The sequence below is a fragment of the Shewanella subflava genome, assembly GCF_025971955.1.
Lineage (GTDB): Bacteria > Pseudomonadota > Gammaproteobacteria > Enterobacterales > Shewanellaceae > Shewanella > Shewanella subflava.
Map to the genome: position 1 here is coordinate 150,099 of NZ_JAPDMX010000025.1, position 22,924 is coordinate 173,022.

Genomic DNA, 22,924 nt, shown 5'->3' on the forward strand with positions numbered 1-22,924 from the left:
ATATTAGCCTCGTAAATTTTCAGGCTCGAATATTTCGATGTATGCATCACTGCGCATTTCATCTAACCAGTTTTGTAATTCTTCATTAAATTTACGGCGAAAAATTAATTGGTGTGCTCGATTGCTATTGAACTTGTCTGTAGCATCCGTTTTACGGCGATCTTCTAATTGAACAATATGCCAGCCATGGGTTGTACGAAATGGTTCACTGATTTGACCTGGTGCTAGGCTGGCTAGGGTTTGTGAAAACTCTGGAACATATAAGCTTGGTTCTGCCCAACCTAATTCCCCACCTTTGCTTGCTGAGCCAGGATCTTCTGAATACTGACGAGCTAATTTATCAAAGTCAGCATTGCCACTGCGAATGTCCTTTAAGAAACTTGCTAACATGGCTTGGGCACGGTCATCGGATAAAATAGGCGATGGCTTTAATAAAATATGACGCGATTTTACTTCGTCAATTTCTTGTGTTTGTAAGCCGCGAGTATCCATCACTTTAATGATGTGAAAACCAGACCCCGATTTTATTGGGCCAAATATTTGGCCTTTTTTAGCGCCTGCAATAACTTCAGCGAACAGGGTTGGCATTTCATTAATGTTCATAAAATCCCAAATACCGCCTTCTAGTGCTTTTGGGCCAGATGATGATGCAATAGCCGTGCTACGGAAATCTTCACCGTCATTTAAGCGTTTAAGAACGATATCAGCACGCTTACTTGATGATTCAAGTTGTTCACTTGTCGGGTCATTAGGGATTTCAATCAAGATATGACCAATTTGGAATTCGACATCCTTCAATCCCTGTTCTTGAATCAGTTTCACCAGACTACTTACTTCTTGAGGTGATACTTGAATACGACGCTGAACCTGAATACGTTGAATTTCCCCTAAGGTGATTTCTTCACGTAATTGCTCGCGGTATTGATTAAAACTCACGCCATCCTTTTCAAGTTCTTGCTGCATTTCAGCTACGGTTGCTTTTTGTTCTCTTGCAATATTTTCAATGGTTTGATCTAATTGTAAATCACCAATTGAAAGGCCAATTCTTTCAGCTGTTTGCAATTGCAAGCGAGTCAAAATAAGGCGTTCTATGACCTGGGTTCGAAGTGCTTCTGCCGAAGGTAAAGTCTGGTTAGACTTTTTGGCGTTGGCGGTAACATTAGCGATCATATTGCTAATTTCGCTTTCTAAAATAATGCCATCATTCAATTGAACCGCAACGTGATCTAATGGTTGTGGGGCGGAGTAAGCCGTTTGGCTCATCGCGAGTGCGCATAATGCAAAAAAAAGTTTCTTACTGTGTTTCATCCAAAAAATCCTTGGCACTTTAATTCTGTCAAATCGGGTGTTGAGCCCAAATCTATCGTTATTGTTTCGCTAAGAGAAAGTCAAATCACTTAACGTTGGACTACGCTTTTTAATCTTGGTTCAGCAATTTACCATAAGCTAGCATAAAAGCCGCTTAATTCCTTAAGTAAAGTGGTTTTCGGTAGTTAAATAAACCTTCATTCAACATATCATCAACCCCTAGTGGTCCTGAACCACCGAGCCCTTTGATAACAAAGTTTAAGTAAACACCTTTTTCAAACTCTTCACGCCTATCAATGCTTTGTGACAAATCATCGTCATAATTGGTTTTGATGCGGTAATGATAACTTAAGCGAACTGCCCAGCAACAAGATTCATACTGGAAGCCTGTATAGGTTTCAATTCTGCGTGTTTCATTTAAATCATAATACCAGTTACCCACAAAATATAAGTCGTCACGTATTGGCCATGAGGTTCTGATACCCGCTTGAGAAATATTGACTCTATCGTTAGTGTTGGTATTCAGTAAATCAGGAACGTATCGATAACTAAATTGAAGTAACTTATCTTTGCTGGGTCTAAAGTCCAAGGTAACTTCATTTTTTTTGTTTTTATTGTTTTCGGTATCGTGCTGCAATGAGCCGCTAATAAACCAATCTTTATAAAGGTGAGCATCCAACTCGGCTGCTAAAACCGACGTTGATTCAGACTCTTGAATTAACTGGTTATCAATTAACACTTTTGAGTCTTCAAAGTAGAGGGTTTGTCCCAGACTAAATTTAAATTTTTCTAAATTAAATTCATCCAAAAATCGAGTGGTGAACCCGAGAGTTAATTGATTCGCATCTGCAATTCTATCTAATCCGGAAAAACGTCGGTCACGGAATAGTCCGAAGTAGTCTTCTTGCAGTTGTGCTGTGTCGTAAACACCTATGTCAGATTGGTCTTCATAACCGACATATAGGTATTGAAATTGTGGCTCTAATGTTTGCTTAAATGCACTATCAAAAAATGTTGTTGGCCGCTCGAAGTTAATTTGGCCGTGCAGACGTACTTGTGGAATGGTTCTGCTAACAGATTCAGCCAATTGGGTGTCTTTTTCATCGGGTGCTTGCCAGTATTGGGTTTGCAGTAGCTTAATTTCACTGGTTAAGCTTCCTGCAGGGCCTTGGATCGGTAACGTTAGGCTTGGAACCATATGAAGACGCGTGGCTGTGGTGTATTCATTTTCTTGATGGCGGAAATTGGTTAGTTCAGAGTTAAATCTGAAATCAATCGCATTCCAGAAATTAATTTCACGATAATTGAAATTCAGCTGTGGCATAACCTGATAAGGAAGTTCATCTTCGCCAAGCACTTTAATATCTTGAACGCGCATATTGAAATCCCAGTTTTGTTCAAAATAACTGGCTTCTCCAATACGTGATAATTGGTTGTCTGTTGAGCGGTTTACATCTGAATTTAAATCGTTGAAATAATTGTTATCAGAGACATCGGTGTAATTTGCTCTGACGCGCCAATTTTCATCTAAAGCGCCTTGATGACTCCAATGGAACAAATAGCGCTCAGGGTTATTAAATAACTTGCGGTCGTTACCTAGGTATTCAACATTGAGTTGACCATTTTGTTGCTCACCTGCTAAATAACGAAATTCAGTCTTGGTAAATAATCCACGCGATGACATCACATCTGGGGTGAAAGTTAAATCATATTCTGGCGCAATATTCCAATAATAAGGCGTACTGAATTGCACACCATTTGTTGTACTGGTGCTAAAACTTGGGAATAAAAATCCCGTTTTACGTTTATCAGATACTGGAATTGTCATATAAGGAATGTACATCACGGGCACATCTGCAATACGTAATTTGGCGTTCCAAATTTCGCCCCATTCCTCTTCACTGTCGATTTTGATCATGTCAGCTTCAAGCAACCAAGATTCATCCCCAGGTGGGCATGTTGAAAAGTTGGTGCCGGAAAGGATCAGGTTATTCTCTGAGGTGATTTGTAATTTTTTAGCATCACCATGAGCTTGTTGCCCATGCAGCCAATATTCAGCACCTTCTAATGTGGCACTGCTACTGCTCATTTGAGCCTCTAAATTGGCTGCGGTAATCGTAAACTGATCATCTTTAAATATCAGATTGCCACTGGCACTTAACTGTTGTTTTTTCTGATCTAAAATTGCTTCATCTGCAGCGATGTGTCTTGAACCTTGGCTAAAACTCACATCGCCATTGAAATGGGCTTTATCATCAAAAGCCGCTGAAGAGTTATCTGAAATAATGACAATGTCAGTGTCTTGGATACCTGAAAGCTTTTCACGATCATCAAATGAACGTGAAACAGGAGGCTCAACCACACAAAGTGGAAGCGATTCTGCTTCGGGAGCAGGTGTTTGGGCAAACACTGTTTGAGGCAAAAGGCATAAGGCCAGAAAATATCGGATTTGCATTATAGTCAAATAATTATGAATTCTTGTTCTGGAAAGTTTGGAGAGATAAAGAAATGCAGCTAGTTAAGTATATGCAAAACAATCCATTCTTTAGCTGTTTCCAAGTGTTATGCTGGCTATAATAAAGCAATTTTTGACGAAGAGCCATTGAGATGAGTGAAACAGATTTAAGATTCAGTTTATTAGTGTCCTGGTTAAAGCAATATTTTGCTCAAGAAGTGAACATCTCATTGATTTGTGGTGATGCCAGCTTTAGACGTTATTTTAGATTAACGGTTAATAACGTCGATTATATTGTTGCAGATTCTCCCATTGCTTTAGTACCTGTCGCGCCTTTTATTGCGGTTGCACAGGCTTACCAACAAGCTGGACTATTGGTGCCGCAAATTATTCATGTTTGTCATGAGCATGGGTTTGTTTTGCAAACGGATGTTGGACAAGCCCAACTCCTGTCTGTCATTACGCCAGACAATGTCACGGAGTATTATCAGCAAGCACTCGACTTACTCGTTCCTATTAGCCAAGTCACCACTATTACCCATGTCACCGGTCAACAATCACCTTTACCCGAATATGACTCAGCCTTTGTTGAGCGAGAGTTGGCTATTTTTACTCAGTGGCTCATTGGCGAACACCTTCAATATGCAATGACAGCAACAGAAACCTGCATGCTAACAAGCTGTTTTCAAGTTTTGGTCGATAATGTCACTCAGCAGCCTAAAGTGGGGATGCACCGTGACTTCCACAGCCGAAATTTACTGATTAATCAAGATAATTCTCAACAATGTCGTCTTGCCGTCATCGATTTTCAAGACGCGGTAATAGGGCCGGTGACTTATGATGCGGTATCACTGTTACGTGACTGTTATGTTAGATGGCCTGACAACATCATTAATCCATTAATCGAATATCATTATGCATTGGCTATTAAGCATCAATTAATGACGTCCGATATCAGTTTTGCACAGTATTTACAGTGGTTTGATTTGATGGGGTTACAGCGTCATATTAAAGCCGCTGGGATTTTCGCAAGACTAAAACTGCGCGATGGTAAAGCAGGTTATTTGGCTGATATTCCACTTACACTCCAATATGTCATTGATATTGCAAAACGATACCCAAACTTAATGCCTTTAGGGGAGTGGGTGGAAAGGGTTGTTTTACCATTGGTGCAAGATAAGCGTCGTGTTGATAAGGAGTTAAGCCAATGAAAGCGATGATTTTAGCAGCAGGAAGAGGTGAACGCTTAAGACCGTTAACGGATACGCTTCCAAAACCTTTAGTTGCGGTAAACGGTAAGCCACTGATTGAATATCATTTGGAGAAGCTTGCCGCTATCGGGATTAAACAGGTGGTGATCAACCACGCTTGGCTGGGACATTTGTTGCCTGAAACATTAGGCAATGGCGAACGCTGGGGATTATCGATTGAATATAGTGCAGAAACAGAGGCATTAGAAACCGCAGGCGGAATAAAACACGCGCTTGCGTTATTAGGTACAGCACCTTTTTTATTGTTAAATGGTGATATTTTTATTGATGAATTACCCGATGTCACCCATGCGTTGGGTGTCGTGGAACAGCTGCAAGCCGATGCTTATATCTGGTTTGTCGATAACCCAGCTCATCACCCTCAAGGTGATTTTAGCTTAGTGACTAACCCACAGCAGATTGGTTTTGAAAACCTATCGCTTGTTGCGTTAGAGGGGGAACCTCGTTTTACTTACAGTGGAATGGGGGTTTATCACCCTAAAATGTTCGCAGGGCTCGCCGAGGGCTCGCAACCATTAGGGCCATTATTAAGACAATCTATCGCGCAAGAGCAAATATATGGCCACTGTTTAACACAATATTGGTGTGATGTTGGCACTGTAGCAAGATTAGCGGCGTTGAATGACCGCTTAATCTCACTTACTTAAAATACATTTATTTTTTTATATAACGGACAAGTCGATGCGAATTTGGGGAAAGGTTTTCGGATTTATTATTGGTTTTATGTTTGGCAAAGTGTTCGGTGGCCTATTGGGGCTGTGGCTAGGGCACCTTTATGATAAACGTCAACGGTTATCAAGCTTGATCCAAGCGGCGGGAGAGCGTCAAGCTGTGTTCTTTAATACCACGTTTGCGGTCATGGGGCATGTTGCTAAAGCATCGGGCCACGTCACTGAAGCGGATATTCGTGTTGCCACATTGCTGATGGATAAAATGCAGCTGACAGGCCGTGCACGCCAAGAGGCTCAAGAAGCATTTCGTTCAGGACGCCAAAGCGGATTTGATTTATTTAAGCAACTTGCCGATTTTAAAAGAGTCACTCAAAGCCGACATGAATTGTTGCAGATGTTTTTAGAAATTCAAATTCAAACGGCGCTGTCCGATGGTGAGCTTCAGGAAAAAGAGCAACAAGTACTCGCTGTGATAGCTGAACAGTTAGGCATGTCAGGGGTATTAAACGATTTGTTATCCCGTTGGCAAGCGGAGTTTCAGCATCATCAAGCTCGTCATGGCAGTAAAATGTCAATCAAAGATGCGTATTTAGTGTTGGGAACTGATGACTCTGTAAGCGATCTGCAAATTAAGCGGGCATATCGTAAATTAATGAATGAACACCATCCAGATAAGTTAGTCGCTAAAGGCCTACCCGAAGAAATGATGATGCTTGCTAAAGACAAAGCACAAGATATTCAAGCTGCATATGAGGCGATAAAAACCTCAAGAGGCATGCGCTAAGACATGCGTATTACTTTTTGGGCGTGAATACAGGATCCACTCAATGATAAACAAAATAAAACTCGCACTCATCGCAGGATGCTTAACTTTCAGTATTTCTAGTCATGCAGAAGTATTCATCGCTCCTTTTGGTGGCTATAGTTTTGGCGGCAATGGCCTAGACGTATTAGCTAATGATGAAACCACCAATGATTTAGAGATGAGCGAAGGGGGAAGTGGGGGATTAATGCTGGGGATCACGACAACAGATCCTGGGAATATGTACCTATTGTTTAGCCGCCATCAAACTGATTTACGCCAAGGATCATTATCTTCTGAGGTATTGACCGACTTAGAGGTTAACTATTTTCATTTGGGCGGGACATTATATTTCCCTAATGGTCATTTTAAACCTTATATCACCGCCAGTGCAGGTGTAACCCAACTTCGTCCAAATAAACAATACTCAAGTGAAACTAATTTTTCTATGGGGTTCGGTGGTGGCGTGGCATACGAGTTAACTGACAACGTGAGTTTATTTGCTGATATTCGCGGGTATGCGACATTTGTAAACTCGACTGGTGGCTTGTTTTGTAATGAAACTCGCTGCATTTGGCAAATTGAAGGTGATTTAATGTGGCAAGGCCAAACCAACATTGGTATCGAGGTTGCCTTTTAAGTCAGTTTTAAAGCGTTAGGATAAATCATGAATATAGTCATTTTAGACGGGTATACGTTAAATCCTGGTGACTTAAGCTGGGACGGTTTTCGTGATGTAGCAGAGCAGTGTCAAGTTTACGATCATACATCGGCGGCGGATATCGTCAGCCGATGCCAAAATTGCGATATGGTATTAACTAATAAAACTGCCTTATCCGCGGATGTGTTAAAACAGCTACCACTGGTGAAATATATTGGGGTGCTTGCGACCGGCACCAATGTTGTCGACGTCGCTTTTGCTAAACAGCAAGGCATTGTGGTGACAAACGTGCCTGCTTATGGACCTGATGCTGTCGCGCAAATGGTGTTCGCTCATATTTTGCATCACAGTCAACATGTCGCGATACATGATCACGCCGTTAAACAAGGTGATTGGACTCGTCAGCGAGATTTTTGCTTCACCTTACAGCCATTAATGTCGTTAAAAGGCAAAACAATAGGTCTAGTTGGGTATGGGGATATCGCTCAGCAAGTGGCATCGATTGCCCTCGCATTTGGCATGAAAGTATTGATTCATACGCCGAAGAGTAAACTACATTTACCAAAGGGCGTCATCTGGTGTGAGTTGAATGATTTGTTATCTCAAGCGATGTTTTTATCATTACATTGCCCGTTAACTACAGCAACGTACCAAATGATCAACACCACAACCTTGACACTGCTACCGTTCAATGCCGTGGTGATAAACACTGCCAGGGGCGATCTGATTGACGAGCAAGCTTTAGCGGATTGGCTTAATCAACATCAAGGTTATGCTTGTGTGGATGTATTATCAACGGAGCCGCCCCAAGCGAATAATCCATTATTATCAGCAAATAATATTAGCATTACCCCGCATATTGCTTGGGCAACTAAGGAAGCCAGACAAAACTTGATGAACATCGCGGTGAACAATTGTGCTCAGTTCATCAATGGTACACCAATTAATTTGGTTTAAGGATAGCACCGGAATTAGCATGAGTATTTATAAAGAACTGTATGATGTATTCGACAAAGAACGCAATTTAAAGAAAACTTCAGATGCCAATTTGCGCCAATTGCAATTTGAAATTGAAGCCAATATTCATTACATGGCCAGCGCCTTTAAACAACATTTTCCCAGCGATGTGATTGTTGCGGGATTGGAAAATAGCGTGTTCAAACAACTTATGCAGCAATCTTACACAATCAAAGCTAAACCATTAAAAAGTTCGACAATTAATGGCTATAAAGAATTTGAAAAATATCTGCACTGGCATACTGATAAATTAATTGAACGAGCCTATTTAAGAGTACACCTTTTACAGAAGCTTATTACAGCAGGGCAAAATGATCAGCAGCTTAAACTGAAGTCGTTATTTCGATTTTTCATGCTGGTTCATTACCATCTTGCCGATAAAGCCTTGCCTCGTCGTTAATCACTTGCAACCCAAATGACATGTTCGCCATATTATGAAATATGGCGAACATGCTTTGATATTTTTATCGTCGGTACTAACGCGAATGCTACAGAATTACGGTAATTTCTGCTGCCACCTTCTTGGCTTTGGCTACTGCATTGTCGATATTGCTATCTTTAGCTAAAGCCACGCCTAATCGTCTGCGACCATCGATATCCGGCTTACCAAATAATCTGAGCTGAGTATCAGGCAGAGTCAGTGCTTTACCCATTCCTTGAAAACGAATGTTGTCTGATTTACCTTCTCCAAGGATCACCGCAGATGCAGAGGGCCCATACTGAGTGATTTTTCCAATCGGTAATCCTAAAATGGCACGCACATGTAAAGCAAATTCGGATAAGTCTTGGCTGATAAGCGTGACAAGTCCAGTGTCGTGGGGGCGAGGTGAGACTTCAGAGAAATATACTTCATCGCCTTTAATAAACAACTCAACACCAAATAACCCAAATCCGCCTAATGCTTTAACGGCTTTCATCGCGACTATTTGTGCTTTTTCAAGCACATGGTCAGGCATGCTCTGTGGCTGCCAAGACTCGCGATAATCGCCATCTTCTTGTCTGTGACCAATGGGTTCGCAAAAATGAATGCCATCAATGGCATTAATGGTCAGTAAGGTAATCTCATAGTCAAACTGGATAAAGGCTTCAACAATAACGCGTCCTTGGCCTGCTCTTCCACCTTGTTGAGCATAATCCCATGAAGGTCGAATATCGGCAGCTGACTTAATAACGCTTTGACCTTTACCTGAAGAACTCATGACAGGCTTGATTACGCAGGGGAATCCTATCTCGTTTATTGCGAGGGTCAGTTCATTTAAACTGTCGCAGAAAAAATAGGCTGAGGTGGGCAAACCTAAGGTTTCTGCGGCAAGCCGACGGATCCCTTCTCTATCCATGGTAAGTTTTGCCGCTTGTGCGCAAGGCACGACATTCAGTCCTTTCGACTCAAGGGATACTAAGGTATCGGTTGCAATAGCTTCAATTTCTGGGATCACTATATCCGGTTTTTCTGACTCAATTAATGCCGATAATGCTGCGCCATCTAACATGTTAATCACATGAAAACGATGGGCTACTTGCATGGCGGGGGCGTTGGGGTATCTATCAACCCCAATGACTTCAATACCAAAACGTTGAAGCTCAATAGCCACCTCTTTACCGAGCTCACCACACCCAAGCAACATGGCTTTCACCGCATCAGCACGGTTTGGTGTGCCTAAAATTTCTAACGAAGATTGACTCATAATAAACCTTGTTCAGTGTTCTAGTATTAGAACAGTTTACCTATTCAATACGCATATTTGCCATTTTTGAATATATTTTTGTGATATTGATTCGATAGATTCACCTGTTCTGCTTGTTCTGGCAATAAAACAAGCGTTGTAAATTGTAAGTGGCTGTGTAAAATTTGTGGCTGGAACGTTAAATGAGGCTTGGAGGCTAGAATGTTTTTAGATTACTTCGCTTTAGGGATATTGTTTTTTGTCGTTATTTTTATCTTTTATGGCATTATCGCTATTCATGATATTCCTTATGAAATAGCTAAAAAGCGTAATCATCCACAGCAAGATGCACTCCATATTGCCGGATGGGTCAGTTTGTTCACGTTACATGCCATCTGGCCATTTTTGTGGATATGGGCCACCTTGTATCGAGAAGACCGAGGTTGGGGGTTTAGCGATAGTCGTAAAAGAGAGTTGATTCTAGAGGGCGAGGTTAAGGAGCTTATCCAACAGGTTACTGAACTGTCGCAACGATTAGCCTTAGTGGAACATACCCATACTACTGAGTTTAGCGCAGAAGAAGCGGCAACATCGAATAGTAAGGAACATAAATAATGGATTTATTACTCATTCTTACTTACGGTGCAGTTTGTATCGCGATTTTTAAAATATTCAAAATCCCTTTGACTAAATGGACTGTTCCCACCGCAATTTTAGGGGGCATAGTATTAATCGGTACTCTGTTGTTACTGATGAACTATAACCATCCTTACACTAAATTTGCCCGTGAATACTTTGTCTCTATTCCAATCACCCCCGCGGTAAAAGGGATTGTCACTGAGGTCAATGTTGTCCCAAACATGCCGGTAAAAAAAGGCGATATTCTGTTCAGAATTGATCCCACACCGTATGCTGCGACTGTGATGCAAAAACAAGCGGCATTAAAAGAGGCTGAGCAACAAGTACCACAATTGAAAGCCGCATTTGAAGCTGCACATGCAAAGTTTGAACAAGCTCAAGCAGATTCGACTCGTACCGAGTCAGCGTTTAGACGATACGAAGAAGGACGCCGAAAAGGTGGGAAAAACTCGCCATTTACTGAACTTGAATTAGATAATCGTCGTCAGATTTATTTAGCATCGCTGGCCCAGTTAGACGCTGCAAGAGCAGAAGAGCTCCGTAATCGTTTGGCGTATGAGTCGAATATTGAAGGTGTTAATACAAAAGTTGCAGGCATACAGGCTGAGCTTGACAAAGCGCAGTTTGAATTAGCACAAACTGTGGTGCGAGCACCGGCAGACGGCGTAGTGACTCAGCTAGCGTTAAGAGAAGGTGTGATGGCAGTGCCACTGCCACTTCGCCCTGCATTAACATTTATTCCGGATGAAGAGCGTTATTTTGCCGGGGCATTTTGGCAAAACTCATTACTGCGTTTAAAAGAAGGTGATGAAGCCGAAGTGATTATTGATGCAGTACCAGGTGTGGTATTCAAAGGTAAAGTCGCTAAAATTTTACCAGCCATGGCTGAAGGGGAAATTCAATTCAGTGGCAGTTTACAATCGTCGAGCCGTTTATTTCAACGAGGCAGAGTCATAGTATTAATTGATCTTGATGAAAGCGAGGTTATTAATTCCTTACCCGCAGGTGTCGCAGGGCAAGCCGCAATTTATACCGAGCATTTTAGCCATGTGTCAGTAATGCGAAAAGTATTACTGAGAATGCAAGGCTGGTTAAATTACTTATTTGCAGAGGGGCATTAATATTAACCACAATCAATAATGGATAGGAGATAGCGCAGTAAAAATTCAGGATAACAAGGCCGATTTTTATGATAAGTCTCTGTTCTTTTTATCTAAAAATCTAACGCGGTTATGGAGTGTTTTTACATGTTAGAATCCGCGGTTATTGATTAGGGGGGGGAATTGCCATTCGCTTGGGAGCCGTCTCATCGATTGACTTCACAGAGCCTAGCTGGATTAGTTAACCTCAAATAACAACGTCCGCGATAGCGGACGTTGTTATGTTAATTCAAGTGACTACCGCGCGAAATCATGTCATTTGTTTAACCTTATTATGAACCTTAAATTTTAGCTGATAATGTTCACGCTATATCAGGCTTTGAAGGTCATTGTGCCTTTTTGGGGGGAAACTGTTGAAGGATCTGCTGCACGGTTTCTGCAGTCTTGTTAGCTTTATCTTGACCACCCATGTCAAAGTCGTACTGATCTGATCCGCGCCAAATTAAGCGGTTGCTAATAGGATCAATAATGTCGATTTGAATCGTTTGTACTTTCGCGGTGTCACTTCCTATTGGCACCCCTACACTGGTGCCAATGCTGGCACCACCGCGGCTGCCCCAACCTCCGGTGCCTAAACCAATCGACAGGCCTGAATTTTTGGGTTTGTCTTCGGTTTTTAAAGCAAAGCTAACGTTAAAATCACTGGGTTGTGCTTGTTGAGTAAAACCTTGCTGGGTGAGTGTCTGAATAATGTCTTCACGTACACGTTGAAGGGTAAGTGGATCTTCGGCATTAACCACATCTAATAGCGAAAAGCTTTTCAATTGGCTAAAGTCATAGTCAATAGCATAGTCATTTTTAGGTGTGCTTTGGCAGCCAGAAATAGCCAAGCTAGTTACTAGCAACACTGAAGCGGAAAAAACACGGCGATAAGCATTTGGGCAAAAAAGGTATTGCAGCATAATAAGACTCTCCAAAAATTGTACAAATTTATTGCTATTAGTATAACCTTAACTCTATCGTCAATAAGTTAATTACGCTCTACTATGGAACAATTAAGTTTTTTTGCTGTACCCAGCCCCTGTATAGGAATTTGCCAGACAGATCCTAAAGGATATTGCTTGGGCTGTTTTCGTAGTCGTGATGAGCGTTTTAATTGGATGAGTTTCTCTGAGTTACAAAAGCAAGATGTGATCCGTTTGTGTGCCCAACGTAAAAGACGCCGCCAATATGCTATTTTCAATGCCAGAAAATTACAGCAACAGCAATTGCAAGCCAGCATCAATACTCAATTAGACTTTGACGCGTCGGATGATAACGATGTGCTTAGTGATGTGAGTGATTTCAAACTGGATTAACTTTTAGGCCAGCTTAGGGTAAATGCCGTTTTGTCATCATTGCTAAAAATGCTGACGTTACCTCGATGGCGCATCATGATCCTTTTTATTATCGCTAAGCCTAGCCCATGCCCTTTATTGCCATGAAATTGCGATTGACTGCGATAAAAGGCTTCAAATATATGCGGCTGATCTTCTAAAGGAATGCTCGGACCATTATTACTTACGGTTAAATACACGTTATTTGAGTCGTCACTTAGCTCGATGTTGATTGCAGATTTCGCGTAGCGCTGAGCATTAATAATCAGATTTTGAATCGCACGTTCAACTAATGAACCTTCACCTTTTATGAAAATTTCATTCGCTTGAACAGGTAAAGTTAACTCAATGCGGTGCACGCTTAAGTCTTTTAATCTAATAATCAGCTGCTTACTGATATTAATTAAATCACAGTTTTCTAATACAGGCTCAATCTGCATGGTTTCTAAGCTGGCATAAGTGAGCAATTCTTGCAGTAGGTCTTCCATTTCTTTGATATCAGTTTGCATCTCATTTAAAAAGTGAGTGCGTTGTTCAATATCACTATCAGGCAGACAATATTTAGGCAGTAGGGCTAACGCAAATTTTAGCCTGGCTAACGGGGTTCTAATTTCATGTGAAACCGCGTTTGTCAGGTGCTTTTGGTTATCAATTAAGCTGCTGATATGCTGCGCCATATCATTAAATGTTAACGCTAAAGGTGCAACTTGGGAGCGGCTATTTAGCTCGATGCGTGTATCCCAATGTGCTTCACCAAACTTTTGTGTCGCACTTCTAAGTACTTTTAAATCTCGCGATAAAGGCCATACCCAAACCAATGCTACTAACGCTAAAGACAAGTAAAATATGATGGTAAATATGCCGCGCAAGTTATCTCTGGGATCGATGTCAAATGGACCTGCAATCAGCACCTGGTTATCCACAGCGATAAATTGTAATTGGGTCTTATCGGCTTGAGTGGTGAGGATCTGATTATGAGATAGTTGCATGTTGCCATTTAAGGCAATTTGATCTCGTTGCAGTAGTTGAAGTGGAAATGCATGCTGCTTGCTGATTTCATCAAGCAGCATTTGCCGCTCTGCTTCGGGCTGCTTAGATAGTATAAATGCCAACGCAATTAGCGGTGCATCGACTTGACCATTATCCTCGACATGGTTTTGCCATAAACTATCTAATGTCCAGCCTATCCCTAAAAAGCTTAAGCTTAATAGAAGATATAGGCTGATGAAGAGGCGTTTCAATTGATTTGGCGACTAAATTAATTATTCCACGCTTCAGGCGCGAATAAATAACCTTGTCCCCAAACCGTTTTTATCCGGAAAGGCGTTTCAATGCTATCACCGAGCTTTTTGCGCAGACGTGAAATACGTACATCAATTTTACGATCTTTACCGTCAAAATCGATGTTTAAAAGGTATTGATAAATGTACTGGCGGCTGAGTATTTGTCCTGCTTGAGAGGCAAGTAGCCATAACAATTCAAATTCGTGACTCGTGAGGTCTACTTCGGTATTGCCTAAGCGAATGGCTTGGGTGTGAGGATCGATACTGAGTTTACCGAAGTTAAGACAATGTGATTCTGGTTTGTTTGGCTGAGCTTGGCGACGCAGTAGGTTGTTCATTCTTGCGACTAATAACGCAGGATCGACAGGCTTAACAATATAGTCATCAGCGCCTAATTCAAGCCCCTTAATTTGGTCTTCATTACTGCCAAGTGCGCTCATTAATAAAATTGGGCCAGAGAAATAGTCAGGCAGTTTCTCACACAGACTTAATCCATCAAGACCGGGTAACATAATGTCGAGTAGGATAATATCAGGTTTATAGCTGATGAGACGGGTTAATACCGTATCGCCACGGCGTTCAACTTCAACATGCATGTCGTGGGATTTTAAATAATCAACAATGAGATTGGCTAATCTGATGTCGTCTTCAACCAAAAGAACTCTATGCGTAAATTGTGGCGTGGTCATTAAAATAAACTCCAAGGGTTCCGATAACGCCTGCGTACTTGTTGCGTCGCGGCTTTATTTATTTTCAACTTTACGCCTGCAAGGGTGAGATTGTTGTCTTTGCTTACGAGTATAAATTGAATATCTTTATCGGTTTTTATTGTTAAGTTGACAGATTTTTCGCTTGGATCGTCCGAGCACCAACGCGGTATGCTTGGATAATCAGATATGATGCAAACAAGATCGTCATTAACCGTTTCCCATGTTAATAACAGGTCTATTTCACAGTAACTAAATTGATCATCCGTTAAACACAAATTAGGCGTAGCTTTTAGCTGCGCCTGTTGTTCAAGTGTTGCTGCTTTATTGTCAAAAGCAGTCATCGATAGAATTAAAATGCCCCAAAAGCAATATGCCGCACGCATGGTGAAATACTTCAACGTTAAAACCTATAAGCTGCGCCAACAAAATAACTTTGACTGTTATCTTCATTGACTAATGGGCTATCTTTTATTTCATCTGACAATGCTGTGTAGCGATATGCCATTAAAATGTTCCATTGCTCATTAATAATGTAGCGCGTGGTTAATTCTAACCCCGTATTCCAGCCTGAATCGGCGCGATAATGTTCGCTCCAATAGCTATTTTCAGATTCTCTCACACCATAATAATACTGAATCACCTCAGCACTCTTCCAATCAGCTCGCAATGCGGCATCGAGCACCCATTGTTCAATGGCGATGCCATAGTTCCAGCTAAAATGGAGTGTTTCTCCGTTGTGTACATTCAGTATGTCATGGGCGTAAGCTAATTTTAAAAAGCCCCAGCGCGCATAATAAAATGCTTCAATGCCACCATAAAAAGTAAAGTGACGGCTTTCTAATTCTTCGAAAACTTTAGGAGGTTCGGTGATCTCTTGCGACATGGTTCTCATTGGCATGATATTCACATCTGCGGAGGTGCGATCCCCACTTAAAAAAAGATTACTTGGATCCCAATTGTAGAAAAATGCTCTATCATCGCTGTAACTGGTCACCAGATTGATAGAAAATCTTTCCGCTTCTTTTAGGCTGTAACCTAAATTACCATTATCAAAAAACCACTGTTCACCGTAGTAAGCTATTGACGGTAGCACATACAATGGGATGTCATCATAATCTTGTAATGGATTTGTTTTCTGACCATAACCTACTGCCAAAGAGATATCCCACTCCCCTTGAGTAATACAGTCACTTGAGGTTAAACACGTCGGTTCAGCCTTTGCCAACGCCATGAATAGTGGTGTGACAATCAAGAATAATAAAACATTACGTATGTATTTAAGCATAAATGACTTTATAACCTTCTATGTGTTTAGTACTAAATTTCTGATATTTAACCTTTTAAATACGTTACGGTTAAATAGAGAACAAGTCATAAACATCATGTTATCACTATCTCTCTACCGCATTAATAATTAACAACGGTTGGATACAAAATGTTACTGATAGATTACGCTGTATTCAGCGTTAAGCTTTAATGGCTTTCCAAAATAATTGAAAGCTGGCATGGCGGTGGGATGTGTCTTGGCCTAATTCTGGGTGGTCGGTAAAAAAACGGATGGCGGCTAAATATTGACCATGGCAATTTTCCAACAATAAATCGATAGGGTAGTGCGCTACGATATTCTGTTGCTGACCTTTTTCAATTAACTCCACAATAAACCGTAAAATCCCAGTCATCGCCTGTTGCCGTGTGGCCGTATTAATTTCTGCTGACAATGAAAACTGTAAAAAAAACTTTTGCTTTAATGGCTGAGAGATTGCCCAATCAATGGCATTTTGCCACAGGGTGTTTGCATCTAATTCGATATCGCCAGTAACTTGGCTGTTACTGATGATGGTATCAGCAAATTCTTGTTTAATATTTAAAAAAAGATGGTTAATGATACTGTCTTTTGAAGGAAAGTGATGAAACAAGGTGCCAGTAGCCACTCCCGCAGCCTTTGCAATAGAGGCTGTGGATGTGGCATGAAATCCTTGACTGACAAATAATGCTAAAGCAGACGCTAAAATAGCGTTTTTTTTATCTGTGTGTTTTTTTGTGGCATGTTCTATGGTCACCAGCAGATCCTAACGTAAAAAAAACTTCATCAATGCTTTTTGAATAAATGTGCCATAGGGAGGATGCACAAAAATTCCGGTATTGATTTTACCACTGGTTAAGACGGTTTTTGCATGGCTGAAGGTAAGGAAACCTTCTTTACCATGATAGTGGCCCATACCCGATGGTCCAATTCCGCCAAATGGTGCGTCATCGGCAGCAACATGAAACACTGTATCATTGATACATACACCGCCAGAATGGGTGTGATGTAAAATATGATCTTGAGTGCTGCTATTAAAACTTAAAATATACAGAGCTAATGGTCTATCGCGTTGATTAACGTAACCAATGGCTTCATCAATCGATTTATAACCGATAATTGGCAGAATAGGTCCAAAAATTTCATCCTGCATAACCAGCATATCAGCAGTAACCTGAGTCATTAATTGGGTGGCGAGTTTGCGTTTGTTGACACCTATTGCAGTGTTTGATGCAGAAATCACCTTCGCACCTTTTAATTTTGCATCGTTTACCACGTTCATTAATCGTTCAAATTGGCGGTCATTGATAATATTGCCGTAATCAGGGTTGTTGTCAAAATCAGGGTACATTTTATTGAATCTTGACTGGTAAGCTTTGATTAACTCATCAATTTTATCTTCAGGGCAAAGTACATAATCAGGTGCGACACAGATTTGACCGGCATTTAAACACTTACCAAAAATTAATCGCTCTACCGCGGTGTCAATTGGCAGATCCGGTGCAATAATTGCCGGAGATTTACCGCCTAACTCTAGCGTCACAGGTGTTAAATTTTCTGCTGCTGCGCGCATTACATGGCGACCCACTACAGTTGAGCCTGTAAATAAAATATGATCAAAAGGCAGCGCAGAAAACTGTGCCGCAATATCCGCTTCTCCTTCTACTAACGCGACTTCATTTTCTGCAAAAATTTGCCCTAACAAATCCTTGAGTACTTGATTGGTATTAGGGGTGAACTCGGACATTTTCAGCATTGCTCTATTACCCGCGGCTATAGCGGTAATCAGTGGCCCAATTGATAACATCACTGGAAAATTCCATGGAACGATAATGCCTACCACGCCTAAAGGTTGATAATGTACTGATACTTTTGACGGTGACAGTAATAAACCTGCATGGCGTTTACTGGGTTTCATCCATGATTTAAGATTTTTGAGGGTGTAGTTAATATTATTGATGCACGGCATGATATCTGAAATCACAGTGTCGTTTTCAGAGCGGTGACCATAGTCTTTTATTAAGCCTGCAACAATTTGTTGTTGATGCTGCAAAAGTGTGTGTTTGAGCTGCGTTAATTTTTCTACTCGTGATTGATAACTCGGTGCAGGATGCGACAAATAATGGCTGCGTTGAGTGTGCAGTAATTGTTGTAATGGTGACAATGGTGATTGTTCAACAGCCATATTCATAAGTTACTCCAGCGGCAAGTGTGATTGAGGTTTTATTGAAAAACCGACTGATTAGTCGGTCTAATGTTAATCCCTACAACTGATAGATGCAAGATGTGTTGAATATTTGCGCTATATCAATCAATGCTTCATACAACAGGCTACACTTTAGGTAGTAACTTATGAATTAATCTTTATGGGGGGATTGGTAACAGTGTATTTGCTAGTGGATAAGCAAAGGACTCATTTGTCACCACAAAGCTTGGTGGTTGAGATAATCGATATTTGTGAGTTGAGATAATTCTAGATGACAGGAGGTGGTTATGCGAAGTAAAACAATTTTATGGCCCACGGATTTTTCTGAGACGGCATCTCATGCTCTCCAATATGCTATCGAAATGGCTAATCTCTATCATGTAGGCATTAGAATTGTCCATGTTGTTGATCAGCCATTTGGTGATGAAAATTACATGATATTAGCTGTTACGCCTGAAGAGTTGGCAAAAAGTATGGAGGAAGCCGCAGCACAAAAAATGCATTCATTACTGGCAGGACTTAATACCAAGATGCCGATTGAAACCGTTATCCGCCGTGGAGATGCTGCCACTGAAATCGTCGCGGAAGCTAATTCAGGCGATATCGGAATGGTAGTGATTGCCAGTCATGGAAGAACAGGTTTGGCGCATTTTTTACATGAAAACGTGGCTGAATCAGTGGCAAATCAAGCCCGTTGCCCAGTATTAGTGGTTAAATAACCATAGTTTAGGATGACAATGCTTACCACCTACTCTTTACATCGCTAACGGTATTGACTAGCCATAGACATGTTAAAGACTTGATGTTAACAAGCCTGTTTGCTTGGTGTTTGAGCCTCTTAACAATCCTAAGAGGCTTTATCTAGCCTGGTCCACAAGGAAAGCGAGGTTAAATCCACGGCTTATAATGTGGCGAAATCGTGTTGAATGCTCTAGCGGCTATTAGATTGGCGGTTTCGATGGCTATATAAGGTAGCATGATTGTGCCACTAGCGAGCCCGAGTTCAAGGTAGGCAAGTTGTTTTTGCTTCTGGGCACGTGTTTGAATGATTTTTACGTGTTGAATTTTTTCGAAGGGAATACGCTTCCAATGCCGGCCTAATAATCCACTGTGTTGCCATATTGCATCATTTTGTAAAAAATACCCCCATCTTTTAAAGCGGACAACAAGTAAAGCGCTGACGACTAATGCAGCGACAAATGCAACTTCAATAACGGCGATTTCAATAGGTAATGGCGTCAGTAACCCTAAAGCTGACAAGATAGTAAACGGGATAAAAGGCAGCCAAATGCGTTTATATAACCACGCGATATTAATTGGCATATAACCATTTGGCAAACGAATGGGGGTTGGGCTTAATGACGATATCGGTTGAAATATCTGCTCAATTTCATTCGGTTTTACAGCGGGAATTAACATATGCTGTTTGGTTTTTTCTTCTACTTCATTACCTTTTACTTGTTTAAGGTAAATGGTCCAGCGATTAACAATTCTTGCAAGTAAGGGTTGGTGAAAGTGGATTACCTGTATACGTTTAATCGCTAACGCATCTTGTTGGTGTGCAATAACCCCGCCGCTTCTTTGCAGGGTTTGTTGTCGTTTATCTAATCTATAAGGGTAATATTTGAGTACTGAAGCGATAATTGAAATCATAGAAAATAACAAATATCCCGCCACCAATAACCCAACAAACAACACTAATTGCAACATTAAGCTTTCATGGGTTGTGTGATTAACCCACGTGATGAGTTGCTGAAAAAGGGCTGACTGGACAATTTTTTCCCATTCAATCTGCCCCGCTATTGGGCCTGCAATAAGGGCAAACCAGATAAAATTATTTTGATAAAAACCAAACAGAATTAACTCTTTCAAACTGCGGGTGACGATGGGTTGTGTTAACTCAGGGGACTTACCTGTAGCATCTGTATCTGGTTGTTGCGATGATGATTCAACGTCTTCATACTGCAGTTGCAGTAATTGCTGTTTTAAAGCATGTGCATGCTGCGCATCAATAGCTGACAGTCTTGCTTCATCTTTACTCGAGCCTGCTGTTTCAATCACTAACTCTGCCAGATTAAGCAGCTTAAAGTAAAAGGTTTGTTCTAAACGAATGTTTTGAATTCGATTAAGTGGAATTTCATCTTTTTTGGTAAAAAAAAGTCCGCGTTTAACATCGAGCTGAACTCTACTTATGCGATAACGAAATTTTCGCCATTGAATAAAAGCAAACGTGGTTAATAATCCGATTAGAATGATTGCGCCGTCAATGACCCAAAATACTGAAATATCATTTGTCCAGCCGGCATAAAATATAGGTATCAAAGCATATCCATTGCTGAATATGCTTTTTAATGATCCCATAATGAAGCTAACAATAGACCAAGGGGATAAAGCCTGCCAATCCGCTAGTAATACCTGAGGTTCCGTACTCTGTTGGGTGCTGAGTTTTTGCGGTTGACGGTCATCCATGTTGTGAATCCAAAGAGGCTGTTATCACGTTTGCATTAGTCGTCTGATTTTCGGCTGCTTGATGCAGTAGATGTTGCCGCAGATGTTCAGCGGTATCAGCGTTTAATCCGGGTAAATTGATTTCTGCTTCACCAGAACCGGCACTAAAACATTTCAGGGTGACCAGTTGATATTGGCGCTCCAATGGCCCTTGAGATAAATTAACGTGCTGTAAACGAGTGTAAGGTAATGCCGTGGTTGAAATCCAAAATAAGCCCTGGCGCATAATCAATTCACCTTTAAATACCCCGTAGCAAATGGTCAATGCTTTTAAGTAAGTTAAGCGAATAATCAGCGCGGCAGTGATTAAGATGAATAATATCAGCAGTAATTTGGCTGTAATCGATAAAGGAACTATAAAACCAATAATGAGACAAACTATGGTTGCTATCAGACCGTATACTATGCCAGCAACATAGAGTTGTAATTTAGGGTAATTATTATCTATGTGAGTTAATACTAACTCTGTTAAAGGCGTCAATTGCTGTGGTTGCAATGGCTCACCATGTTGATAGATATCAGTATGGTGTAAGGATTGATGTTGATGATCTATGTCGTTCATATTAATCCATTTGTCTGTTGAAGCTCGGTAATGACTATAACGACATTTTATGTCATATGGTAGAGGTTTAGGTTGATTACTTCTAAACATAAACTAAGGATCAATAACTTACTATGATGTTGGACTTATTTGACGAGCAGGTGCCAGATATTATTGCGCCTCCCGTAACATTACATCCCAACTTTTTGAACCAACGTCAGCAACAATTACTGTTGAATGAGGTTAGTCATTACCCACTGACAAAAATTCAAATTGAAGTTTTCGGTAAAAAACACTTTATTCCACGTACACAAGCCTGGTTTGGTGATGATGGATGTGACTGCAAATATTCGAAAACGTTAATTAATCCTTTACCTTGGCCACCGATACTTGCCAAGTTGCGCCAAACCTTATTCAATCGTTGTCAGTTGAATTTTAATGCCGTATTAGTTAATTATTACAAAGATGGCCATGATTGTATGGGATGGCACAGTGATGATGAGCCCGAAATTATGGCGGGTAGTGCGATTGCCTCTATCACTTTAGGGGCTTGTCGAGATTTTGTGGTGCGCCATAAAACCCATCTGCAAAAAGTGACCTACAGCCCGCGTTCAGGTGACTTAATCATAATGCAGCCAGGTATGCAGCAAACATGGCAACATGCGTTACCTAAGCGATTATCTATAACGCAACCACGGGTTAATTTTACTTTTAGGTTAATCACCCCTGATTTTTATCGAGTATAAGCCCATTCTTCGCAAACGTGATTATCAGTTAACGTTTTGTCATGACAGTGTTTGACGTTTTCGTCTTTACCCAGTAACCTTCAGTTTTTAAGCACCTAAGAGTAAGTCATTATGTCAGTTGCACAGACAATCACTGATAAACTGAATCAGTCGTTCACACCGTCACATCTTGACGTTATTAACGAAAGCAATCGTCATCATGTGCCACCTAATTCTGAAACTCACTTCAAAGTTGTGATCGTCAGTGATGTGTTTGAGGGACAGCGACCTTTAACAAGGCACAGAGCGGTGAATAGCGCACTTGCTGATGAATTAGCCAATGGCGTTCATGCGTTATCTATTAACACTTATACCGAAGTGGAATGGCAGGAGCTTGAAGAAGTCCCTCGCACACCAAACTGTAAAGGCTAACTTAGCTTAACAAGACACCATAAAACCTCACTAATTTGTGGGGTTTTTTATTGCCCTCATATAATGGGTTGGCTATAGTGTTATTTTTGTTGTTTAGCAATGTCTTACTCATAATACAATTAGAAAGGATATCTAGATGTATCGCCGTTTATTGTTGCCAATTCTCTTGTTGGTGTGTAAGCGGTCAATTAACCGGTGAAGCTTATTCTGCTTTACCTAGATCAACATTCCACGGCAGTAAATCAGACAATT

The 22,924-nt window shown here is 40.9% G+C and carries 24 protein-coding genes; 12 read left to right on the forward strand and 12 right to left on the reverse strand.

Features of this window, described 5'->3' with window-relative positions; genetic code table 11:
- Positions 1 to 3: 3 nt before the first annotated feature.
- Both surA and lptD read right to left on the reverse strand, forming a co-directional pair.
- The gene (gene surA / locus OHT75_RS11055; protein ID WP_264726558.1) at positions 4 to 1,308 is read right to left on the reverse strand and encodes a peptidylprolyl isomerase SurA; all 1,305 of its coding nucleotides are present in this window, start codon (positions 1,306 to 1,308) and stop codon (positions 4 to 6) included.
- A gap of 154 nt (positions 1,309 to 1,462) precedes the next feature.
- The gene (gene lptD / locus OHT75_RS11060; protein WP_264726560.1) at positions 1,463 to 3,763 is read right to left on the reverse strand and encodes an LPS assembly protein LptD; all 2,301 of its coding nucleotides are present in this window, start codon (positions 3,761 to 3,763) and stop codon (positions 1,463 to 1,465) included.
- 152 nt (positions 3,764 to 3,915) lie between these two features.
- Between lptD and OHT75_RS11065 the strand changes: the two genes are divergently transcribed.
- Genes OHT75_RS11065 through OHT75_RS11090 form a run of 6 tightly spaced genes read left to right on the forward strand, consistent with a single transcriptional unit; the run spans position 3,916 to position 8,585 of the window.
- Positions 3,916 to 4,974, forward strand: coding sequence for an aminoglycoside phosphotransferase family protein (locus tag OHT75_RS11065; RefSeq protein WP_264726562.1), 1,059 nt, complete (start codon positions 3,916 to 3,918; stop codon positions 4,972 to 4,974).
- Complete coding sequence (murU, locus tag OHT75_RS11070) at positions 4,971 to 5,681, forward strand: N-acetylmuramate alpha-1-phosphate uridylyltransferase MurU (protein ID WP_264726564.1); 711 nt, start codon at positions 4,971 to 4,973, stop codon at positions 5,679 to 5,681. The genes OHT75_RS11065 and murU overlap by 4 nt, the downstream gene beginning before the upstream one ends.
- Before the next feature lie 34 nt (positions 5,682 to 5,715).
- A complete protein-coding gene (gene djlA, locus OHT75_RS11075) occupies positions 5,716 to 6,489 on the forward strand; it encodes a co-chaperone DjlA (RefSeq protein WP_264726566.1) in 774 nt (257 codons plus the stop codon).
- A 43-nt stretch (positions 6,490 to 6,532) separates the two neighbouring features.
- The gene (locus OHT75_RS11080; RefSeq protein WP_264726568.1) at positions 6,533 to 7,147 is read left to right on the forward strand and encodes a porin family protein; all 615 of its coding nucleotides are present in this window, start codon (positions 6,533 to 6,535) and stop codon (positions 7,145 to 7,147) included.
- A 27-nt stretch (positions 7,148 to 7,174) separates the two neighbouring features.
- Positions 7,175 to 8,125 (forward strand): D-2-hydroxyacid dehydrogenase, encoded by a 951-nt coding sequence (locus OHT75_RS11085; protein ID WP_264726570.1) that lies wholly within the window; start codon positions 7,175 to 7,177, stop codon positions 8,123 to 8,125.
- A gap of 19 nt (positions 8,126 to 8,144) precedes the next feature.
- Complete coding sequence (locus OHT75_RS11090) at positions 8,145 to 8,585, forward strand: hypothetical protein (protein ID WP_264726571.1); 441 nt, start codon at positions 8,145 to 8,147, stop codon at positions 8,583 to 8,585.
- Positions 8,586 to 8,673: 88 nt separating this feature from the next.
- On the opposite strand, the gene purT is transcribed toward OHT75_RS11090, so the two are convergent.
- Entirely contained in the window at positions 8,674 to 9,849 is a 1,176-nt protein-coding gene (gene purT / locus OHT75_RS11095) for a formate-dependent phosphoribosylglycinamide formyltransferase (RefSeq protein ID WP_264726613.1), read from the reverse strand.
- 222 nt (positions 9,850 to 10,071) lie between these two features.
- On the opposite strand from purT, the gene OHT75_RS11100 reads away from it, so the two are divergent.
- Positions 10,072 to 10,464, forward strand: coding sequence for a DUF3302 domain-containing protein (locus tag OHT75_RS11100; RefSeq protein WP_264726573.1), 393 nt, complete (start codon positions 10,072 to 10,074; stop codon positions 10,462 to 10,464).
- Positions 10,464 to 11,609, forward strand: coding sequence for an HlyD family secretion protein (locus tag OHT75_RS11105; protein WP_264726574.1), 1,146 nt, complete (start codon positions 10,464 to 10,466; stop codon positions 11,607 to 11,609). Before OHT75_RS11100 ends, OHT75_RS11105 begins: the two co-directional genes overlap by 1 nt.
- A 365-nt stretch (positions 11,610 to 11,974) precedes the next feature.
- Here the strand turns inward: OHT75_RS11105 and OHT75_RS11110 are convergent, their stop codons facing one another.
- Positions 11,975 to 12,550 (reverse strand): DUF4136 domain-containing protein, encoded by a 576-nt coding sequence (locus tag OHT75_RS11110; protein ID WP_264726576.1) that lies wholly within the window; start codon positions 12,548 to 12,550, stop codon positions 11,975 to 11,977.
- An 84-nt stretch (positions 12,551 to 12,634) separates the two neighbouring features.
- On the opposite strand from OHT75_RS11110, the gene OHT75_RS11115 reads away from it, so the two are divergent.
- Positions 12,635 to 12,946, forward strand: coding sequence for a DUF1289 domain-containing protein (locus OHT75_RS11115; RefSeq protein ID WP_264726578.1), 312 nt, complete (start codon positions 12,635 to 12,637; stop codon positions 12,944 to 12,946).
- Here the strand turns inward: OHT75_RS11115 and OHT75_RS11120 are convergent.
- From OHT75_RS11120 to OHT75_RS11145, 6 genes are all read right to left on the reverse strand, one after another.
- Positions 12,943 to 14,205 (reverse strand): ATP-binding protein, encoded by a 1,263-nt coding sequence (locus tag OHT75_RS11120; protein WP_264726579.1) that lies wholly within the window; start codon positions 14,203 to 14,205, stop codon positions 12,943 to 12,945. The genes OHT75_RS11115 and OHT75_RS11120 overlap by 4 nt on opposite strands.
- A gap of 17 nt (positions 14,206 to 14,222) precedes the next feature.
- Positions 14,223 to 14,936: a winged helix-turn-helix domain-containing protein gene (locus tag OHT75_RS11125; RefSeq protein WP_188840543.1), complete on the reverse strand. Its 714-nt coding sequence runs from the start codon at positions 14,934 to 14,936 to the stop codon at positions 14,223 to 14,225.
- Positions 14,936 to 15,355, reverse strand: a complete 420-nt coding sequence (locus OHT75_RS11130; RefSeq protein ID WP_264726582.1) for a DUF3019 domain-containing protein — start codon at positions 15,353 to 15,355, stop codon at positions 14,936 to 14,938. The genes OHT75_RS11125 and OHT75_RS11130 overlap by 1 nt, the downstream gene beginning before the upstream one ends.
- 2 nt (positions 15,356 to 15,357) lie before the next feature.
- Positions 15,358 to 16,242 (reverse strand): MipA/OmpV family protein, encoded by an 885-nt coding sequence (locus OHT75_RS11135; RefSeq protein ID WP_264726584.1) that lies wholly within the window; start codon positions 16,240 to 16,242, stop codon positions 15,358 to 15,360.
- A gap of 181 nt (positions 16,243 to 16,423) precedes the next feature.
- Positions 16,424 to 17,011, reverse strand: coding sequence for a TetR/AcrR family transcriptional regulator (locus tag OHT75_RS11140; RefSeq protein ID WP_406682015.1), 588 nt, complete (start codon positions 17,009 to 17,011; stop codon positions 16,424 to 16,426).
- Between the two features lie 15 nt (positions 17,012 to 17,026).
- Positions 17,027 to 18,451 carry a coniferyl aldehyde dehydrogenase gene (locus tag OHT75_RS11145; RefSeq protein WP_264726588.1) on the reverse strand — a complete coding sequence of 475 codons (1,425 nt, stop codon included), beginning with the start codon at positions 18,449 to 18,451 and terminating at the stop codon, positions 17,027 to 17,029.
- Positions 18,452 to 18,753: 302 nt separating this feature from the next.
- Between OHT75_RS11145 and OHT75_RS11150 the strand changes: the two genes are divergently transcribed.
- Positions 18,754 to 19,185, forward strand: a complete 432-nt coding sequence (locus OHT75_RS11150; RefSeq protein ID WP_264726589.1) for a universal stress protein — start codon at positions 18,754 to 18,756, stop codon at positions 19,183 to 19,185.
- A gap of 169 nt (positions 19,186 to 19,354) precedes the next feature.
- Here OHT75_RS11150 and OHT75_RS11155 read toward each other — a convergent pair whose 3' ends face one another.
- Both OHT75_RS11155 and OHT75_RS11160 read right to left on the reverse strand, forming a co-directional pair.
- On the reverse strand, positions 19,355 to 20,935 hold the full coding sequence (locus OHT75_RS11155; protein WP_264726591.1) for a PH domain-containing protein: 1,581 nt from the start codon (positions 20,933 to 20,935) through the stop codon (positions 19,355 to 19,357).
- Positions 20,928 to 21,536, reverse strand: a complete 609-nt coding sequence (locus tag OHT75_RS11160; RefSeq protein WP_264726593.1) for a PH domain-containing protein — start codon at positions 21,534 to 21,536, stop codon at positions 20,928 to 20,930. The genes OHT75_RS11155 and OHT75_RS11160 overlap by 8 nt, the downstream gene beginning before the upstream one ends.
- Positions 21,537 to 21,649: 113 nt before the next feature.
- Between OHT75_RS11160 and OHT75_RS11165 the strand changes: the two genes are divergently transcribed.
- A complete protein-coding gene (locus OHT75_RS11165; RefSeq protein WP_264726595.1) occupies positions 21,650 to 22,261 on the forward strand; it encodes an alpha-ketoglutarate-dependent dioxygenase AlkB family protein in 612 nt (203 codons plus the stop codon).
- Between the two features lie 111 nt (positions 22,262 to 22,372).
- Positions 22,373 to 22,672 (forward strand): BolA family protein, encoded by a 300-nt coding sequence (locus tag OHT75_RS11170; protein WP_264726597.1) that lies wholly within the window; start codon positions 22,373 to 22,375, stop codon positions 22,670 to 22,672.
- Positions 22,673 to 22,924 lie beyond the last annotated feature (252 nt).

Coding starts and splice junctions, on each gene's coding strand:
- OHT75_RS11115 (WP_264726578.1), top strand. CDS start 12,635: ATGGAACAATTAAGTTTTTTTGCTGTACCCAGCCCCTGTATAGGAATT.
- OHT75_RS11080 (WP_264726568.1), top strand. CDS start 6,533: ATGATAAACAAAATAAAACTCGCACTCATCGCAGGATGCTTAACTTTC.
- OHT75_RS11125 (WP_188840543.1), bottom strand. CDS start 14,936: ATGACCACGCCACAATTTACGCATAGAGTTCTTTTGGTTGAAGACGAC.
- OHT75_RS11085 (WP_264726570.1), top strand. CDS start 7,175: ATGAATATAGTCATTTTAGACGGGTATACGTTAAATCCTGGTGACTTA.
- OHT75_RS11090 (WP_264726571.1), top strand. CDS start 8,145: ATGAGTATTTATAAAGAACTGTATGATGTATTCGACAAAGAACGCAAT.
- djlA (WP_264726566.1), top strand. CDS start 5,716: ATGCGAATTTGGGGAAAGGTTTTCGGATTTATTATTGGTTTTATGTTT.
- OHT75_RS11165 (WP_264726595.1), top strand. CDS start 21,650: ATGATGTTGGACTTATTTGACGAGCAGGTGCCAGATATTATTGCGCCT.
- OHT75_RS11150 (WP_264726589.1), top strand. CDS start 18,754: ATGCGAAGTAAAACAATTTTATGGCCCACGGATTTTTCTGAGACGGCA.
- OHT75_RS11100 (WP_264726573.1), top strand. CDS start 10,072: ATGTTTTTAGATTACTTCGCTTTAGGGATATTGTTTTTTGTCGTTATT.
- murU (WP_264726564.1), top strand. CDS start 4,971: ATGAAAGCGATGATTTTAGCAGCAGGAAGAGGTGAACGCTTAAGACCG.
- OHT75_RS11110 (WP_264726576.1), bottom strand. CDS start 12,550: ATGCTGCAATACCTTTTTTGCCCAAATGCTTATCGCCGTGTTTTTTCC.
- OHT75_RS11155 (WP_264726591.1), bottom strand. CDS start 20,935: ATGGATGACCGTCAACCGCAAAAACTCAGCACCCAACAGAGTACGGAA.
- OHT75_RS11065 (WP_264726562.1), top strand. CDS start 3,916: ATGAGTGAAACAGATTTAAGATTCAGTTTATTAGTGTCCTGGTTAAAG.
- OHT75_RS11160 (WP_264726593.1), bottom strand. CDS start 21,536: ATGAACGACATAGATCATCAACATCAATCCTTACACCATACTGATATC.
- surA (WP_264726558.1), bottom strand. CDS start 1,308: ATGAAACACAGTAAGAAACTTTTTTTTGCATTATGCGCACTCGCGATG.
- lptD (WP_264726560.1), bottom strand. CDS start 3,763: ATGCAAATCCGATATTTTCTGGCCTTATGCCTTTTGCCTCAAACAGTG.
- OHT75_RS11170 (WP_264726597.1), top strand. CDS start 22,373: ATGTCAGTTGCACAGACAATCACTGATAAACTGAATCAGTCGTTCACA.
- OHT75_RS11145 (WP_264726588.1), bottom strand. CDS start 18,451: ATGAATATGGCTGTTGAACAATCACCATTGTCACCATTACAACAATTA.
- OHT75_RS11135 (WP_264726584.1), bottom strand. CDS start 16,242: ATGCTTAAATACATACGTAATGTTTTATTATTCTTGATTGTCACACCA.
- OHT75_RS11105 (WP_264726574.1), top strand. CDS start 10,464: ATGGATTTATTACTCATTCTTACTTACGGTGCAGTTTGTATCGCGATT.